Source organism: Actinomadura rayongensis (assembly GCF_009831215.1).
In the GTDB taxonomy this organism is placed as follows: domain Bacteria; phylum Actinomycetota; class Actinomycetes; order Streptosporangiales; family Streptosporangiaceae; genus Spirillospora; species Spirillospora rayongensis.
The window spans coordinates 1,627,680-1,643,769 of sequence record NZ_WUTW01000001.1; the positions used below are offsets into that span (position 1 = coordinate 1,627,680).

Consider the following 16,090-nt stretch of genomic DNA (forward strand, 5'->3'; position numbering starts at 1 on the left):
ATGGACATCGTGATCGCGGGCGGGCACGGCAAGATCGCGCTGCGGCTGGCGCGGCTGCTGACCGCCCGGGGGGACACCGTGCGCAGTCTCATCCGCAACCCCGACCACGCCGGGGACGTCGCCGCGACCGGCGCCGAGCCCGTCGTGGCGGACCTGGAGAAGATCCCGGCCGACGAGCTGGCCGAGCGCGTCGAGGGCGCCGACGCGGCCGTCTTCGCCGCCGGGGGCGGGCCGGGCAGCGGCGTCGCCCGCAAGGACACCGTGGACCGGGGCGCCGCCGTCCTGCTCGCCGAGGCGGCCGAGGGCGCCGGGGTGCCGCGCCTCGTGCAGATCTCCGCGATGGGCGTGGACCGGGCGCCGGCTCCGGACGCGAACGACCAGTGGGCCGCCTACGTCGCCGCCAAGCACGCCGCCGAGGTGGACCTGCGCTCCCGCGACCTGGACTGGGTGATCGTCCGTCCGGGCCGGCTCACCGACGACCCCGGCACCGGCCGCGTCACGCTCGCCGACCCGGACGTGGGACGCGGCGACGTGACGCGCGACGACGTGGCCGCCGTCGTCGCCGCGCTGCTCCCGTCGCCCGTCCGCCACCGCACCCTGGACCTGCTGAACGGCGAGACCCCGATCGACGAGGCCGTCGTCGCCCTGGGCTAGGTGTAGATCGACTCGATCTCGTCGGCGAAGTCCTTCATGACGGCGTGCCGGCGGACCTTGAGGCTCGGCGTCATGTGGCCCGCCTCCTCGCTGAAGTCCACGCCGAGGATCCGGTACTTCTTGATCGCCTCGGCGTGCGAGACGGACTTGTTGGCGTCCGCGACGGCGGCGTCGATCGCGGCGATGACGTCCGGGTCGGTGCGCAGTTCGGCGACGGTCATCGCGGCGGGCTTGCCGTGGCGCTCCTTCCACGGGCCGAGCGCCTCCTCGTCCAGCGTGATCAGCGCGCTGATGAACTTGCGGCCGTCGCCGACGACGAGGCACTGGCTGATCAGCGGGTGGGCGCGCAGGCGGTCCTCCAGCGGCGCGGGCGCGACGTTCTTGCCCGCCGCCGTGACGAGGATCTCCTTCTTGCGGCCGGTGATCCGCAGGTAGCCGTCGTCGTCCAGGGCGCCGAGGTCGCCGGTGCGGAACCAGCCGTCCTCGACGGCCTCCTTGGTCGCGGTCTCGTTGTTCCAGTAGCCCTTGAGCGTGTTGACGCCCCGGACCAGGACCTCGCCGTCGTCGGCGATCCGGATCGTCACGCCGGGGATGGCCTGGCCGACGGTTCCGATCCGCAGCGCGCTCGGACGGTTCACCGTCGCGGGCGCTGTGGTCTCGGTGAGGCCGTAGCCCTCCAGGATCGTGATCCCGACGCCCCGGAAGAAGTGCCCGAGCCGCTCGCCGAGCGCCGCGCCGCCCGACACCGCGTACTGGACGCGTCCGCCGACGGCCGCGCGCAGCTTGCCGTAGACGAGCACGTCGAACACCTTGTGCCTGGCGCGCAGTCCCAGGCCCGGACGGCCGTCCTGGAGCGCCCGGCTGTAGGCGATCGCGGTCTCGGCGGCGGCGTGGAAGATCTTGCCCTTGCCCTCGGCGGCGGCCTTCTGCTCGGCGCCGTTGTAGACCTTCTCGAACACGCGCGGGACGGCGAGCAGGAACGTCGGCCGGAAGGACGCGAGGTCGGGCAGCAGGCTCGGGATGTCGCTGTGCGCGAGGACGATCCCCGCCTCGATCGTCGCGACCTCGATCAGCCGGGCGAAGACGTGCGCGAGCGGCAGGAACAGCAGCGTCGAGCTGCCCTCGACGGCGACCTCGGAGATCGCGCCCTGGATGGCGTTCCTGGACGTCGCGACGAGGTTGCCGTGGGTCAGCTCACAGCCCTTGGGACGCCCGGTGGTGCCCGAGGTGTAGACGAGCGTGGCCAGGTCGTCGTAGGCGGCGACCCGGCGGCGCTCCTCAACGGTCGCGTCGGCGATCTCCGCACCGGACGCGGCCACGTCGGCGAGGTCGCCCGCGTCGATCGTCCAGACGTGCTCCAGGCCCGGGAGCCGGTCGCTGGCCTGGGCCACGGTCGTGCGGTGCTGCTCGGTCTCGGTGAACACCGCGCGGGCGCCGGAGTCGCCGAGGATCCACTCGACCTGCTCGGCGGAGGACGTCTCGTAGATCGGGACGACGACCGCGCCGGCCGTCCAGATCGCGTAGTCCAGGACCGTCCACTCGTAGCGGGTGCGCGACATCAGGCCGACCCGGTCGCCGGGCTCGATCCCGGCCGCGATCAGGCCCTTGGCCAGCCCGGTGATCTCGGCGGCGAACTCGCGCGCGGTGACGGCGCTCCAGCCCGTCGCGGTCCGGCGGCGCAGCACGATCGCGCCGGGTGTCGCGGCGGCCCGCGCGAACGGCGAGTCGGTCAGGTTGGTGGTGCCGGGCACCTCCGCCAGGGCGGGGACGCTGAACTCGCGCACGGCCACTCCTCAAGGATTTGTCACTGCGGGGCGGGGAAGACGGTACCGGTTCCTCACTGGCCGATGGTACCCGCGAGTAGCAAACGGTCCGCGCGGTGCTCCGCGCCAACGCGGGCCTGCGCACCAGCCCGGCCGAGCTGGACCGGCTGCGCCGCGCCGCCGCGTCCCTGGCCGCCGCCGGGGCGGACGGGTTCGCGTTCGGCTTCCTCGGCGCGGACGGCCTCGTGGACGTGGCCGCCGTCACCGCGCTCGCCGCCGCCGTCGCGCCCCGGCCGTGGACGTTCCACCGCGTCCTGGACCACGCCGCCGACCCGGCCCGCGCCTGGGAACAGGTGTGCGCGCTCGTCCGCGTGCCCGGCACCGCGCCGGACGCCGTCCGCTCGGCGGGCTCGCCGCGCGGCGTGGACGCGGGCCTGCCCGTCCTCGCCCGCCGCGCCGCCGAGCGCCCGGCGGCGCCGATCCTCGCGGGCGGCGGACTGCGGCGGCGGCACGTCGCGGCCCTCGCCGCCGCCGGGATCACCGCGTTCCACGCCGGGACCGCCGTCCGCCGCGACGGCTCCACCGGCGCCCCGGCCGACGCCGCGCTGGTCGCCGAGTGGCGGGCGCTGGTCCGCGCGGCGACCGGCGGGTGAACCGGACGCCCGCGCGCGCACTACATTCGAATCATGCGGATCCATGTGGTGAGCGACGTCCACGGGCGGGCCGACGCGCTCGCGCGCGCCGCCGACGGGGCCGACGCGCTCATCTGCCTCGGCGACCTCATCCTGTTCCTCGACTACGACGACCACGCCCAGGGGATCTTCGCCGATCTGTTCGGCCAGGACGCCGCCGACCGGCTCATCGAGCTGCGCACCGGCAAGCGGTTCGCCGAGGCCCGCGCGTTCTCCGAGGAGCGGTGGGCGTCGCTCGGCGGGGACGCCTGGCCGCACATCGAACGGGCCGTCCGCGAACAGTACAAGCGGCTGTTCGAGGCCATGCCCGAGCCCGCGTACCTCACCTACGGGAACGTGGACGTCCCCGGCCTGTGGGCCGAGCACCTGCGGCCCGGCCACCGCGTCCTGGACGGGGAGGTCACCGAGATCGGCGGGCTGCGGTTCGGGTTCGTCGGCGGCGGGCTGCGCACCGAGTACCGCACGCCCTACGAGCTGGACGACGACGCCTACGCGGCCAAGGTCGAGGCGCTCGGCCCGGTGGACGTCCTGTGCACCCACATCCCGCCGGACGTCCCCGACCTGCTGTACGACACGGTCGCGCGGCGGTTCGAGCGCGGCAGCCGGGCCCTGCTGGACTTCATCGAGCGGACGCAGCCGAGGTACGCGCTGTTCGGGCACGTCCACCAGCCGCTGGCCCGGCGGCGGCGGATCGGGCGGACCGAGTGCGTCAACGTCGGCCATTTCCGCGCCCGCGGGATGCCGTTCGCGCTCTCGGTGTGAAAGATAGGACCCCGACAGGCGACGAGGCCGGAGGGACGGCAGGCAATGGCGGAGCGGACGAAGTCCACGATCCTGATCGACGCGGCGCCCGAGACGATCATGGCGGTGATCGCCGATCTCGGCGACTACCCGGCGTGGGCGAGCGGGATCCGGAGCGTCGAGATCGACGCCACCGGCGCGGACGGACGGGCCGAGCGCGCCCGGCTCACCTTCGACGGCGGACCGTTCAGCGACACGGTCGGGCTGGAGTACACCTGGGACGACGACCGGTCGGTGACGTGGCGGCTGGTGGACTCGGGCACGGTCGTGACGGGCCTGCACGGCTCCTACACGCTCGTCCCTTCGGGCGGCGGAACCGAGGTCACCTACGAGCTGGCGGTGGACGTCCGGGTCCCGATGATCGGCATGGTGAAGCGCAAGGGGGAGAAGCGGATCATCGACTCGGCGCTCAAGGGGCTGAAGCGCCACATCGAGAGCGCATAGCGCGCCGCGGGCCCGCCGCGAGTAAGAGCTTCGTTACCGGCATGGGTCGATACCGTTTCGCGGCGTCGACACGTGGAAAATGTTCTGATGACCGAGCAGCAGCCAGGCGACGTCCCCGGAGCGGCAGAGCGGCCCCTCCACGTCCTGCGGCGGCGGTGCGCGGGCGGCGCGAGCCGGCCCGGCCGTCGCCGGTGACGTGCGGAGCCTGACCGCCGCGGGGGCGCCGCGCATCGCGACAGGGGCGTCCGCATGCCGATACTGCCCCGTCGCGCGCGGGGCCGCGCGGCGGACCGTCCGCGCGGTGTGCCGGTCGCGGCGAGCGGCGGCGCCGGGCGTCGCCGCCGCGTTCGAGCGGACCCGGGGCGGTCGGGCGCCCGGTCCGGCGGAGCCTTCCGCGCGGATCCGGCGGGGCGGCCCGCGCGCCGCCGCGCCCCGCGACGGCTTCCCCATGACCGGACAGTGCGCCGATCCGCTGGGGAGAACACAGTGGAGGAGGAGCGTCCATGGGCCTGACGATCGGTGTCGACGTCGGCGGAACGAAGGTGGCCGCGGGAGTGGTCGACGACGACGGCGCGATTGTGGAGAAGGTGCGGCGTCCGACCCCCTCCACCGACCCGGAGGAGACCGCGCACGTCATCGCCGAGGTGGTGGACCTTCTCAAGGGCAAGTACCCGGACGTTTCGGCGGTCGGCCTCGGGACCGCGGGGTTCGTCGACGAGGACCGTTCCACGGTGCTGTTCGCGCCGAATCTCGCCTGGCGCGACGAGCCGATCAAGAAGAAGGTCGAAGGGCTCGTCGGGCTCCCGGTCGTCGTGGAGAACGACGGCAACGCCACCGCCTGGGGCGAGGCCCGCTACGGCGCCGGACGCGGCCAGGACTTCATGGTCTGCATCACGCTCGGCACCGGCATCGGCGGCGGCATCATCGTCGACGGCGAGCTGAACCGGGGCCGGTTCGGGATCGGCGCGGAGTTCGGCCACTTCCGCGTCGTGCCCGACGGGCGCCGCTGCGGCTGCGGCAACCGGGGCTGCTGGGAGCAGTACGCGAGCGGGAACGCGCTCGTCCACGAGGCCCGCGACCTCGCCCGGGTGGCGCCCGCGATGGCCGGGCGGCTGCTGGAACTCGGCGAGGGCAGCCCCGAGCGGATCCACGGCCCGCAGATCACGCAGGCGGCGCGGGAGGGCGACGCCGCCGCGCTGGAGTGCTTCAAGACCGTCGCGCAGTGGACCGGGCAGGGCCTCGCCGACCTCAGCGCGATCCTCGATCCGGGCGCGTTCGTCATCGGCGGCGGGCTGTCGGAGGCGGGGGACCTGCTGCTCGACCCCGTCCGGGACGCGTTCGGCGCGGCGCTCACCGGCCGCGGGCACCGGCCGCTGCCGGAGATCCGCATCGCCGAACTCGGGCCCGCCGCCGGGATCGTCGGCGCGGCGGACCTGGCCCGCATCTGACCGGCGTGCCGTCCGTCCGGGTCCTCGGCTACAACGTGCGGTCCCTGCGCGACGACGCCGACGCCGTCGCGCGGGTGATCCGCGCCCTGGACCCGGACGTGGCGTGCCTCCAAGAGGTTCCGCGCTTCGGCGACTGGCGGGTGCGGCGCCGCCGGCTGGCGCGCGCCTGCGGGATGCGGGTCGCCGCCGGGCGCCGCGCCTGCGGGCTCGCGGTGCTGGCGGCGCCGCGCGTCCGTCGCGTCGCGCGCGAGTTCCACCTGCTGACGCGCGTCCCGGGGCTGCACCGGCGCGGGCTGGCCGTCGCGGTGCTGGAGGTGGACGGCGCGCGGTTCGCCGCCGCGAGCACCCATCTCGACCTGCGGCCGGAACCGCGGCTCGCGCACGTCCGGGAGGTGCTCCGGCTGCTGGACCGGGCGGCGGACGTCCACCACGCGCCCGTCGTGCTGTCCGGGGACGTCAACGAGGAGCCCGGCGGACCGTCCTGGACGCTGCTGAGCGCGGACCTGCGCGACGCGCACGCCGTCGCCCCGGCGGGGGAGAGCGCGACGTTCCCGGCGCGCGACCCGCACCGGCGCATCGACGGGATCTTCGCCGCCGCGCCGTTCGGGATCACCGGCTGCGGCGTCCCCGGCGACCCGGCGCTCGCGCGCGACTACCCGCGCGCGACCGACCACCGGCCGGTTCTGGCCGACCTCACGCTCCCCGGTTAGACGACGGCGCCGCCGTCGGGGTCGCGGGGCTCGTCGCCCATCCGCAGCACGAGCGTCACGAACCCGCCGATGAACGCGGCCACCGCGAGGAACGCCGCCCAGCCCGGGACCTCCCAGTCCAGCAGGACGGTCACCAGCAGGTACAGCGGGCCGCCGACGAGCGCGATCCACGCGCCCTTGGTCACCGGGTCGGCCTGCGGCAGCGGCGCCGGGGGCGGCGGGACGTAGTGGCCCTCGTCGTCGGCGGGCGGGAACTCGTCCTCGTCCTCGTCGGCGGGATCGAGCACGCGGGCGCGCGGGAGGCGGCCCGCGCGGTCGTCGCCGGGCGGGCCGGACGGCTCGCGCAGGTTCTCCTCGTCCGGCCACGGCACCCGCTCGCCCTCGGGCACCTCGGCGTCGAAGCCCGCGACGATCTCGGCCCAGATGGCGTCCTCGTCGCGGACGGCCGCGCCGCCCTCGGGCTCGGTCTTCGGATCGGGCGCGGGCTCGGGCGCGGCGGGCAGCGCCCCCGCCGGCTCGGGCGGCTCGCCACCGCCCGCGTCGCGCAGCCGGGTCAGATGGACGCGCAGGACGCCCTCGGCCGTCGGCTTCATCGCGACGTCTACGAACAGCCGGTCCAGCGGTTCGCCGTCGCCGGGCTCGGGGGCGTCCGGCGCGACGTCCGGCAGGGCGCCGAGCGCCGCGTCCGGGTCGCCCGCGCCGCCGCCCGTCGCGTACGCCGCCACGCCCGCGTCGCGCAGCGCCGTCAGCATCGCGTCGGCCAGGTGCGGCGCGAGATCGACGAGCGGCGCGTAGGCGTCCGCGGTAAGTCCGTTGCCTCGGCGATTCACGGGGCCGGTTCCTCCGTCGATTCCGCGGCGACCGCCAGCACCGGCATGGTTCGGCCCTCCGCTCCGCACAGAAAAGATGAGTCCCACGGTATGCGCTGAGCCGCCGGGGACAACCCCCCGGGGCGACGAACGCACGGCCGCGTCCTCTCCGAGCCTACGTTCCCGCGCGGCCCGCCGGGACGGCGAACGCCGCGCGCCTCGGTGCGCGCCTTGGTGAGCGCCTTGGTGAGCGCTCGGGCGGAGGCCGTTGGGAGCGCGCGGACGGGGATGGGAAGATGTCCCGCAACCCCCTGGCGCGCGGGGGGCCGTGACGGTGTGCGCCGCGACCCCGGGCGGACGGAGGAAGGTGTCGGAATGCTGTGGTTCTGGATCCTGCTGAGGATCGTCCTGTCGCCGATCCTGTACGTCGTGTGGCGGCCGAGGAACGCCGGCGTCGGCAACGTTCCGAAGCGCGGCCCGGCGCTGCTGGTGAGCAACCACCTGTCGTTCGCCGACCACTTCTTCGGCCCGCTCCCGGTGATGCGCCGGATCTTCTTCATCGGCAAGGCGGACTACTTCACGGGGAAGGGCGTGAAGGGCCTGTTCAGCAAGGCGTTCTTCACCGGCGTCGGCGTCGTCCCGGTGGACCGGACGGGCGGCAGCGCCGCCGAGGCCGCGCTCGACACGGGCCTGCGGATCCTGCGCGAGGGCAAGCTGCTCGGCATCTACCCCGAGGGCACGCGCGCCCCCGACAACCGGCTGTACCGGGGCAAGACGGGCGTGGCGCGGCTGGCGCTGAAGTCGCGGGTGCCGGTCGTCCCGATGGCGATGATCAACACGTTCGAGCTGATGCCGCCCGGCAGCCGCGCGCCGAAGGTGGGCGTGCGGCCGGGCGTCCGGTTCGGGAAGCCGCTGGACTTCTCGCGGTACTACGGCCAGGAGGACGACCGCGAGGTCCTGCGCAAGATCACCGACGAGATCATGCAGGCGATCCGCGCGCTGTCGGGCCAGGAGTACGTCGACCGGTACGCGGCGGAGGTCAAGGCGGAACTGGAGGGCCGGACGCCGCGCCCCTCCGATGACGACGACTGACGCCCGCGCGCCGGGCGGGCTGGAGTCCGCGCTGTGGCGGGCCGTGGCGGTGTACCGGTGGCTGGCGCTGGCGTACGCCGCCGTGATGATCGTCCGCAACCACGGCGAGTACGCGCGTCCGGCGGGCGGCTGGGCCGCGCTCGCGGTCATGGCCGTCTGGACGGCCGCCGCGACCGCCCTGTTCGCCGACGCGCGGCGGCGCGGCCCGGCGCTGCTCGCCGCCGACATGGCCGTCGCGCTCGGCTGCCTGCTGGCCACCGCCTATGTCGAGACGCCCGAAGGGATCGCCGCCGGACGGCCCACCCTCCCGGTCTCCTGGGTCGCCGCCGCCGTGCTGGCCTGGGCCGTGCACGGCGGACGGCGGTGGGGCGTCGCGGGCGCCGGGGTCCTCGCCGCCGGGAACGCGCTGCTGCACGTCCTCGCAGGGTCCGACGGCACGCACGGGACCGCGATGTTCAACGGGATCGTGCTGCTGTTCCTCGCCGGGCTGGTCGTCGGGCACGTCGTCCGGCTCGCCCGCGAGGCCGAGGCGCGCCTCGCCCGCGCCGTCGAGCTGGAGGCGGCCACCCGCGAGCGGGAACGGCTCGCGCGCGGCATCCACGACTCGGTGCTCCAGGTTCTCGCGATGGTCCGCCGCCGGGGCGCCGAACTCGGCGGGGAGGCCGCCGGGCTCGGCCGGCTCGCCGGGGAGCAGGAGGCCGCGCTGCGCGCCCTCATCGGCGCCGCCGCGCCCGCGCCGCCCGCCGGGACCGCCGACCTCGGCGCGCTGCTCGCCGCGCACGGCTCGACGACCGTGTCCGTCGCGGCGCCCGCCACGCCCGTCCCGCTGCCCGCCGCCGTCGCCCGCGAGATCGACGCGGCCGTCGCCGCCGCGCTCGACAACGTCGCCCGGCACTGCGGGCCGTCCGCGCCCGCGTGGGTGCTGCTGGAGGACGACCCGGACGCCGTCGTCGTCAGCGTCCGCGACGACGGCCCCGGCATCGAGCCCGGTCGCCTCGCCGCCGCGCAGGAGGCCGGACGGCTCGGCGTCGCCCAGTCGATCGTCGGCCGCGTCCGGGACCTCGGCGGCACGGTCGAGATCGCGTCGGCGCCCGGCGCCGGGACGGAGATCGAGATCAGCGTGCCCCGGCATGGACGCGATCTCGCCCGTAAGGTGGGGCCGTGACCGATTTGCCCCCCGGCCCGCTGCGCGTCATGGTCGTGGACGACCACCCGATGTGGCGCGACGCCGTCGCCCGCGACCTGGCCGAGGCCGGGCACGAGATCGCCGCGACGGCGGGGGAGGGCCGCGCGGCCGTCCGGATCGCCGCCGCCGCCCGGCCCGACGTCGCCGTCGTGGACCTCCAGCTCCCCGACATCAGCGGCGTCGAGGTCACGCGCCACCTGGCCGCCGCCGACCCGCCCGTCCGGGTGCTCGTGCTGTCGGCGAGCGGCGAGCAGCAGGACGTCCTGGACGCCGTCAAGGCGGGCGCCACCGGCTACCTGCTGAAGTCGGCGGGCCGCGACGAGTTCCTGGACGCCGTCCGCCGCACCGCCGCCGGCGACGCCGTGTTCACCCCCGGGCTCGCCGGGCTCGTCCTCGGCGAGTACCGCCGCCTGGCCGCCGCGCCCGCCGGGCCGGACGCCGACACGCCGCGCCTCACCGACCGCGAGACCGAGGTGCTGCGGCTCGTCGCCAAGGGGCTGAGCTACAAGCAGATCGCGGCGCGGCTCGTCCTGTCGCACCGGACGGTCCAGAACCACGTCCAGAACACGCTGCGCAAGCTCCAGCTCCACAACCGGGTCGAGCTGGTGCGGTACGCCATCGAACGCGGCCTCGACCAGGACGGCTGATCCGGCTTCCTACCGGCTCGTACTCCCTTCCCTTCCCTCGTTCACGCACTATCGTCCAGACGAGGGGCTGTGTGACGGGCACCACTTTCGAGGAGGGAGCACGGTGGCTGGAGAGGGAGAGGGCATGCGCGTCGGAGTGCTGACGGGGGGCGGGGACTGCCCCGGCCTGAACGCCGTCATCCGCGCCGTCGTGCGCAAGGGCGTCCAGGTCTTCGGATACGAGTTCGTCGGCTTCCGGTCCGGCTGGCGCGGCCCGCTGGAGGGCGACACGATCGCGCTCGACGTGCCGGCCGTGCGCGGGATCCTGCCGCGCGGTGGAACGATCCTCGGCTCGTCCCGCACCAACCCGGTCAAGGTGGAGGGCGGCATCGAGCGGATCAAGGACAACCTCGCCGGGCTCGGCGTGGACGCCCTGATCGCGATCGGCGGCGAGGACACCCTCGGCGTGGCCCAGCACCTGCACGAGAACGGCGTCCAGGTCGTGGGCGTCCCGAAGACCATCGACAACGACCTCAACGCCACCGACTACACGTTCGGCTTCGACACGGCCGTCAACATCGCCACCGAGGCCATCGACCGGCTCCACACCACCGCCGAGAGCCACCACCGCGCGCTGATCTGCGAGGTCATGGGCCGGCACGCGGGCTGGATCGCGCTGCACGCCGGGATGGCGGCGGGCGCGAACGTCATCCTCATCCCCGAGCGGCCGTTCGACATCGAGCAGGTCGTCGAGTACGTCGAGAGCCGGTTCCGCACCCGGTACGCGCCGATCATCGTCGTGTCCGAGGGCGCGCACCCGATCGACGGGCAGATGCAGATCCAGACCGGCGAGCTGGACGCGTTCGGGCACGTCCGGCTCGGCGGGATCGGGCAGCGCCTCGCCGACGAGATCGAGAAGCGCACCGGCAAGGAGGCCCGCGCGACCGTGCTCGGGCACATCCAGCGCGGCGGGACGCCGAGCGCGTTCGACCGCGTCCTCGCCACCCGGTTCGGGCTGTCGGCGATCGACGCCGTCCGCGAGGGCGCGTTCGGGACGATGGTCGCGCTGCGCGGCACCGACATCGTCCGGGTCGGGCTGGAGGAGGCGGTGAAGGAGCTGAAGACCGTCCCGCCGGAGCGGTACGCCGAGTCCGAGGTGTTCTTCGGCTGAGCGGCGGGTCCCCGCCGGGCCGCGCGCCCGGCGGGGAACATCCGCGCCGGTCGCGGCATTGGGGGAAGTGGGCCACACTGGACCCCTGCCCCCTTTCCGGTCCCGCTGGAGGATTTCCCCATGACGACGCTCGACACGGCGCCCGCCGACGCGGTGCGGGAGAACGCGCCGGTCGACGGTGAGCCGTGCGTCCTGATCAAGCTCGGTGAGGTCGTCCTCAAGGGCAAGAACCGCGAGCTGTTCGAGCGGCGCCTCGCCGACAACGTCCGCGCCGCCGTGCGGCCGATCGCCCGGGTGGACGTGATCCGCAGGCACGGCGTGTTCATCGTCCGCACCAAGGACGCCGACGTCGCCACCGTGGACCGGCTCGCCGCCCGCATCAGCGACGTGATGGGAATCGTCTGGGCCCATCGCGCCTGGCGTGTCGGCAAGGACGTCGCGAGCGTCGAGCGCGCCGCGCTGGAGCTGATGGACGGCCTGACCGGCTCGTTCGCCGTCCGGTCGCGGCGGCGCGACAAGCGGTTCCCGATGACGTCCACCGAGCTGGACCGCCACGTCGGCGGGCGGATCGCCGACGCCTACGGCCAGCCCGTCCGGCTCAAGAACCCCGACCACACGCTGTCCATCGAGGTCGACCGGGACGAGGTGTTCGTCTTCTCCGGCGGGCTGCCCGGCCAGGGCGGGCTGCCGGTGGGCATGAGCGGGCGCGCGCTCGTCCTCATGTCCGGCGGCATCGACTCGCCGGTCGCCGCCTACCGGATGATGCGGCGCGGCCTGCGCGTCGACTACCTGCACTTCTCCGGGATGCCGTTCACCGGCCCCGAGTCGATCTACAAGGCGTACGCGCTGGTCCGCGAGCTGGACAAGTTCCAGGGCGGGTCGCGGCTGTTCGTCGTGCCGTTCGGCAAGGCGCAGCAGCAGATCAAGTCGTCCGGCGCGGACCGGCTCGCGGTGATCGCGCAGCGGCGGCTGATGCTGCGCACCGGCGAACTGCTCGCCCGGCGGCTCGGCGGCGGCGCGCTGATCACCGGGGACGCGCTCGGCCAGGTGTCCAGCCAGACGCTCGCCAACATCACCGCGCTGGACGACGCCGTGGAGCTGCCGATCCTGCGCCCGCTCGTCGGCATGGACAAGATCGAGATCATCGAGCAGGCGCGGCGGGTCCGCACCCTGGAGATCTCCGAGCTGCCCGACGAGGACTGCTGCACGATGCTCGCGCCGCGCCGCGCCGAGACCCGCGCCAAGATCGACGACCTGCGCCAGATCGAGAAGCGCCTGGACGTCGGCGAACTCGCCGAGCAGCTCGCCGCGTCGGTGCAGGAGCACCGGCCGGTCTACGGCGACGCGGGCGCCGCTTAACGCATCCGGGCGTCGGCCGGGCGCGGCGGCTCGGGGCCGTCCGGTCCCGCCAGCGCGACGCGTTCGATCCGGACGATCCGGAACCGCCGCCCGGCCGCCTCGACGCCGTTGCGGCGGCTGCCGTCGTCCAGCAGCGCGGCGGCGTAGGCGTACTCGGCCCGCGCCGTCGGGTCGGGCGCCTCGATCGCCGGGACGACGTGCCGGAAGTAGGTCGCGAGGGCCGTCCGCGCCCCGCCGGGCAGGTCGTGCAGGCGCCCGCTCGGGTGCCAGCGGTCCGCGCGGCGCTCGGCGACGGTGAACATCGGGCTCAGCGGGACCGGCGTCCGGTACGCCCGGGACGGCTCGCGGCCCGCCCGCGACAGCGCGGCGAGCAGCGGGCCGCGCAGATCGTCGGCGCCGGGGTCGTCGCGCAGCACGTCCCACGGCCGCGCGGGCGGGACCGGGAACACCTCGGGCCGCGGGTCGGGGTCGCTCGGCCGGGGCGGTTCGGGGCCGTCCTGGCCGGTCCGGACGAACTGCTCCACCCGGACGACCCGGAACCGCGACCCCGCCGCGCCGATCTCGTCGTCCGGCGCCGCGCGCAGGTGCCGGGCCGCCGCCAGGTACGCGGTCGCCTCCTCGTAGCTGAGCCCGAGGAGCGCGGCGCGGTCGGCGAGGACGTCGGCGAGCACTTCGCGGGCGCCGCCGGGCAGCGGGTCGCACGCGCCGACGATCCGCCACCCGTCCCCGGTCCGCTCGGCGGGCGCGAACAGCGGCCCGACGGCGACCAGGTCCGGGTAGGCGACGGCGGACCGGCACGCGTCGGCGAACCGCACCGCCCCGACGGGATCGAGGCGGTCGAGGTCGTCGGGGAAGAGCCTGCCGCCGGCGTCGCCGTCGCCTGTGGTCATGCCGAGCATCATCCCCGCCGGGGCCCGGTTTGGCGAGTGGTTCAGACCAATTCCGGTCGGATTCGGCCATCGCCCGGGCGGCGCCGGGCGGGCACCACCAGCACGACCAGGCCCGCCGCGAGCAGCGCCAGCCCGGCGAGCGCGAGGCCGCCGAGCCGTTCGCCGAGGACGGCGACGCCGAGCAGCGCCGCGACGGCCGGTTCGGCGAGCGTCAGCGTCGTCGCGGCGGCGGCCGGGGTGGCGCGCAGGCCGCGCGCGAACAGCGTGTACGCGACGGCGATCGTGACCAGCGACAGGTAGGCCGTGACGGCGAGGCCCGTCCCCGACAGCAGCCACGCCGGGCGCTGCACGGCGAGCGCGGGCAGCAGGACGAGCGCCGCACCGCCGAACAGCACGCCGGTCACCGCCCGGTCGTCGGCGCCCGCCCCGACCAGGCGGCTGATGATCGTCGTGTAGCCGGCGTAGACGAGCCCGCACAGCAGCGCGAGCACGACGCCCACCGGTTCGGCGCCCGCCCCGGCGCCCGCGCCGACGAGCAGCGCGCAGCCCGCGACGGCGCCCGCCGTGGACGCGTACCAGCGGCCCGTCAGCCCGTGCCGCTGGAGCAGGCCCGCGAACGCGGGTGCGCTGCCGATCGCGACGACGGTCGCGACGGCGACGCCGGTGCGTCCGACGGCGGTGTAGTACGCGGTCTGGTACCCGGCGGTGCAGACGACGCCGAGGACGAGCGTCGCCCGCGTCCGCCCGCCCCGGCGCAGCAGGGCGCCGAGCGCGGCGCGGCGGGAGCCGGTGGCGGCGACGGCGAGCAGCACCAGCCCGCCGAGCGCGACCCGCAGGCACGACACCGCGACCGGCGAGGTGTGGGCGGGCGCGAGCGTGGACACCGGCCCGGCCGTGCCCCACAGGCAGGCGGCGAGCAGGATCTCGGCGGCCCCGCGGGGCAGCGCGAAAGAACTTCTGAGCATGGAGAGACCTGACTCCTGGACTCGAATCGGAAGGGTGATCCGTGTCCGGGGCGGGTCTCAGAGCAGGACTCGACGGGCCGTCGGCGCGGACGCGCGCGAGGCCGAAAGGACCGCACCCCGGGTCAGGGGCTCGGCGGTCCGCAGTTCGGAGTCCAGTAGTCCATGCCCCGACGATACCCGCGCCGCACCGGTGCCCGGTGCGGCGCGGGGCGGCGCGTCAGGCCGGGACGCCGTCCGGGGCGGTCGTCAGCGTGCGGCCGACGACGGGCGGCAGCGTCCGCACGAGCTTGGCCAGCTCCCGCAGGTCGCCGTTCACGAGGGCCTGCGGGCCGTCGCACAGCGCGGTCTCCGGGTGCGGGTGGACGTCGATGATCACGCCGTCCGCGCCGACCGCGATGGCCGCCCGGGTCAGCGGGAGAACGAGGTCGCGGCTGCCGCCCGAGTGCGACGGGTCCACGATCACCGGCAGGTGCCCGAGCCGCTGCGCGACCGGGACGGCGGAGATGTCGAGGGTGTTGCGGGTCGCCTTCTCGAACGTCCGGATGCCGCGCTCGCACAGCACGATGTCGAGGTTGCCGCGCTGCGCGACGTACTCGGCGGCCATCAGCCACTCCTCGATCGTGCCGTTCATCCCGCGCTTCAGCATGACCGGCTTGCCGGACTCGCCCGCCGCCTGGAGCAGCGCGAAGTTCTGCGCGTTGCGGGTGCCGATCTGGAGCATGTCGGCGTAGGACGCGACGAGTTCGACGTCCCCGGCGTCCACGACCTCGGTCACCACCGGCATCCCGGTCTCGGTCCGGACGTCGGCGAGGATCCTCAGGCCCGCCTCGCCGAGGCCCTGGAACGCGTACGGCGACGTCCGGGGCTTGAACGCCCCGCCGCGCAGCAGCGTCGCGCCCGCCGCCTGCGCCATCTGCGCGGCGGCCAGGGTCTGGTCGGGCGTCTCGACCGCGCACGGGCCGGCGATCAGCGTCATCGTGCCGGGTCCGATCGGGACGCCGCCCACCCGCACGACCGTCCGCTCGGCGTGGTGCTCGCGGCTGACCAGCTTGTACGGCGCGGAGATCCGGACGACGTCGGCGACGCCGCGCTGGCCGCGCAGGTTGAGCGTGCCGAACCGGGTCACGTCACCGACCAGCCCGACGATGGTGCGCTCCACGCCCCGGCTGACGAAGGCGTCCCCGCCCGCCCGCTCGACGAGCGCGACGACGCCCTGGATGTCTGCCTCGGTGGCCCCCGGGGCCATGACGACGACCATGCTGGTTCCTCTTTCTCTGCGCGCGCCGGAGCGGCGCGCGCGGGGTGGATGCCGGGGGCGGTCCCGGAACGACGAGAGCCCCGGGCCGCGTGGCCCGGGGCTCTCGCCTTGGTGGTCTGTCAGCGCAGCGTCTGGCAGACCAGCCCGCCGGACCGGTCGTGCCAAAAGAAATAGCTCGCGTTGCGCATGCGCCTCAGCGTAGCCGATCGCGGCGGGGGCGGG

Annotated in this window: 16 protein-coding genes; 11 read left to right on the forward strand and 5 right to left on the reverse strand. The window is 75.1% G+C overall.

What is annotated here, in order from left to right:
• Positions 1 to 654, forward strand: coding sequence for an NAD(P)H-binding protein (locus GQ466_RS07680; protein WP_161102000.1), 654 nt, complete (start codon positions 1 to 3; stop codon positions 652 to 654).
• Here GQ466_RS07680 and GQ466_RS07685 read toward each other — a convergent pair.
• On the reverse strand, positions 651 to 2,438 hold the full coding sequence (locus tag GQ466_RS07685; RefSeq protein WP_161102001.1) for an AMP-binding protein: 1,788 nt from the start codon (positions 2,436 to 2,438) through the stop codon (positions 651 to 653). The genes GQ466_RS07680 and GQ466_RS07685 overlap by 4 nt on opposite strands.
• Positions 2,439 to 2,533: 95 nt before the next feature.
• On the opposite strand from GQ466_RS07685, the gene GQ466_RS07690 reads away from it, so the two are divergent.
• The 5 genes from GQ466_RS07690 (at position 2,534) to GQ466_RS07710 (ending at position 6,512) form a co-directional block, all read left to right on the forward strand.
• Positions 2,534 to 3,070 (forward strand): copper homeostasis protein CutC, encoded by a 537-nt coding sequence (locus GQ466_RS07690; RefSeq protein WP_161102002.1) that lies wholly within the window; start codon positions 2,534 to 2,536, stop codon positions 3,068 to 3,070.
• Between the two features lie 33 nt (positions 3,071 to 3,103).
• The gene (locus GQ466_RS07695) at positions 3,104 to 3,871 is read left to right on the forward strand and encodes a metallophosphoesterase family protein (RefSeq protein ID WP_161102003.1); all 768 of its coding nucleotides are present in this window, start codon (positions 3,104 to 3,106) and stop codon (positions 3,869 to 3,871) included.
• 45 nt (positions 3,872 to 3,916) lie between these two features.
• Complete coding sequence (locus GQ466_RS07700; protein WP_161102004.1) at positions 3,917 to 4,354, forward strand: SRPBCC family protein; 438 nt, start codon at positions 3,917 to 3,919, stop codon at positions 4,352 to 4,354.
• Positions 4,355 to 4,857: 503 nt separating this feature from the next.
• Positions 4,858 to 5,802: an ROK family glucokinase gene (locus tag GQ466_RS07705; RefSeq protein WP_161102005.1), complete on the forward strand. Its 945-nt coding sequence runs from the start codon at positions 4,858 to 4,860 to the stop codon at positions 5,800 to 5,802.
• A 5-nt stretch (positions 5,803 to 5,807) separates the two neighbouring features.
• On the forward strand, positions 5,808 to 6,512 hold the full coding sequence (locus GQ466_RS07710; protein WP_161102006.1) for an endonuclease/exonuclease/phosphatase family protein: 705 nt from the start codon (positions 5,808 to 5,810) through the stop codon (positions 6,510 to 6,512).
• Here the strand turns inward: GQ466_RS07710 and GQ466_RS07715 are convergent.
• Positions 6,509 to 7,342 (reverse strand): hypothetical protein, encoded by an 834-nt coding sequence (locus tag GQ466_RS07715; RefSeq protein ID WP_161102007.1) that lies wholly within the window; start codon positions 7,340 to 7,342, stop codon positions 6,509 to 6,511. The two genes, GQ466_RS07710 and GQ466_RS07715, sit on opposite strands and share 4 nt — an antisense overlap.
• A gap of 354 nt (positions 7,343 to 7,696) precedes the next feature.
• Here GQ466_RS07715 and GQ466_RS07720 point away from each other — a divergent pair, with 354 nt between their 5' ends.
• The 5 genes from GQ466_RS07720 (at position 7,697) to thiI (ending at position 12,755) form a co-directional block, all read left to right on the forward strand.
• Complete coding sequence (locus GQ466_RS07720) at positions 7,697 to 8,413, forward strand: lysophospholipid acyltransferase family protein (protein WP_161102008.1); 717 nt, start codon at positions 7,697 to 7,699, stop codon at positions 8,411 to 8,413.
• Positions 8,400 to 9,578, forward strand: a complete 1,179-nt coding sequence (gene macS, locus GQ466_RS07725) for a MacS family sensor histidine kinase (RefSeq protein WP_161102009.1) — start codon at positions 8,400 to 8,402, stop codon at positions 9,576 to 9,578. The genes GQ466_RS07720 and macS overlap by 14 nt, the downstream gene beginning before the upstream one ends.
• Positions 9,579 to 9,607: 29 nt before the next feature.
• A complete protein-coding gene (locus GQ466_RS07730) occupies positions 9,608 to 10,246 on the forward strand; it encodes a response regulator (protein ID WP_161102467.1) in 639 nt (212 codons plus the stop codon).
• A 124-nt stretch (positions 10,247 to 10,370) separates the two neighbouring features.
• Positions 10,371 to 11,396, forward strand: coding sequence for a 6-phosphofructokinase (locus tag GQ466_RS07735; RefSeq protein ID WP_161102010.1), 1,026 nt, complete (start codon positions 10,371 to 10,373; stop codon positions 11,394 to 11,396).
• Positions 11,397 to 11,516: 120 nt separating this feature from the next.
• Positions 11,517 to 12,755 carry a tRNA uracil 4-sulfurtransferase ThiI gene (gene thiI / locus GQ466_RS07740; protein ID WP_161102011.1) on the forward strand — a complete coding sequence of 413 codons (1,239 nt, stop codon included), beginning with the start codon at positions 11,517 to 11,519 and terminating at the stop codon, positions 12,753 to 12,755.
• On the opposite strand, the gene GQ466_RS07745 is transcribed toward thiI, so the two are convergent.
• The 3 genes from GQ466_RS07745 to aroF all read right to left on the reverse strand — a co-directional run bounded on the left by GQ466_RS07745 (position 12,752) and on the right by aroF (position 15,868).
• Positions 12,752 to 13,645 carry a DUF5954 family protein gene (locus GQ466_RS07745; RefSeq protein ID WP_161102012.1) on the reverse strand — a complete coding sequence of 298 codons (894 nt, stop codon included), beginning with the start codon at positions 13,643 to 13,645 and terminating at the stop codon, positions 12,752 to 12,754. The genes thiI and GQ466_RS07745 overlap by 4 nt on opposite strands.
• Before the next feature lie 41 nt (positions 13,646 to 13,686).
• A complete protein-coding gene (locus GQ466_RS07750) occupies positions 13,687 to 14,610 on the reverse strand; it encodes a DMT family transporter (protein WP_161102013.1) in 924 nt (307 codons plus the stop codon).
• 217 nt (positions 14,611 to 14,827) lie between these two features.
• On the reverse strand, positions 14,828 to 15,868 hold the full coding sequence (gene aroF, locus GQ466_RS07755) for a 3-deoxy-7-phosphoheptulonate synthase (RefSeq protein WP_161102014.1): 1,041 nt from the start codon (positions 15,866 to 15,868) through the stop codon (positions 14,828 to 14,830).
• Positions 15,869 to 16,090: the final 222 nt, after the last annotated feature.

What these genes read in the sequence shown, in the direction of transcription:
- GQ466_RS07680 (WP_161102000.1), top strand. Translation starts at nt 1, where the DNA reads ATGGACATCGTGATCGCGGGCGGGCACGGCAAGATCGCGCTGCGGCTG.
- GQ466_RS07695 (WP_161102003.1), top strand. Translation starts at nt 3,104, where the DNA reads ATGCGGATCCATGTGGTGAGCGACGTCCACGGGCGGGCCGACGCGCTC.
- GQ466_RS07700 (WP_161102004.1), top strand. Translation starts at nt 3,917, where the DNA reads ATGGCGGAGCGGACGAAGTCCACGATCCTGATCGACGCGGCGCCCGAG.
- GQ466_RS07705 (WP_161102005.1), top strand. Translation starts at nt 4,858, where the DNA reads ATGGGCCTGACGATCGGTGTCGACGTCGGCGGAACGAAGGTGGCCGCG.
- GQ466_RS07720 (WP_161102008.1), top strand. Translation starts at nt 7,697, where the DNA reads ATGCTGTGGTTCTGGATCCTGCTGAGGATCGTCCTGTCGCCGATCCTG.
- macS (WP_161102009.1), top strand. Translation starts at nt 8,400, where the DNA reads ATGACGACGACTGACGCCCGCGCGCCGGGCGGGCTGGAGTCCGCGCTG.
- GQ466_RS07730 (WP_161102467.1), top strand. Translation starts at nt 9,608, where the DNA reads ATGGTCGTGGACGACCACCCGATGTGGCGCGACGCCGTCGCCCGCGAC.
- GQ466_RS07735 (WP_161102010.1), top strand. Translation starts at nt 10,371, where the DNA reads ATGCGCGTCGGAGTGCTGACGGGGGGCGGGGACTGCCCCGGCCTGAAC.
- thiI (WP_161102011.1), top strand. Translation starts at nt 11,517, where the DNA reads ATGACGACGCTCGACACGGCGCCCGCCGACGCGGTGCGGGAGAACGCG.
- GQ466_RS07745 (WP_161102012.1), bottom strand. Translation starts at nt 13,645, where the DNA reads ATGACCACAGGCGACGGCGACGCCGGCGGCAGGCTCTTCCCCGACGAC.
- GQ466_RS07750 (WP_161102013.1), bottom strand. Translation starts at nt 14,610, where the DNA reads ATGCTCAGAAGTTCTTTCGCGCTGCCCCGCGGGGCCGCCGAGATCCTG.
- aroF (WP_161102014.1), bottom strand. Translation starts at nt 15,868, where the DNA reads ATGGTCGTCGTCATGGCCCCGGGGGCCACCGAGGCAGACATCCAGGGC.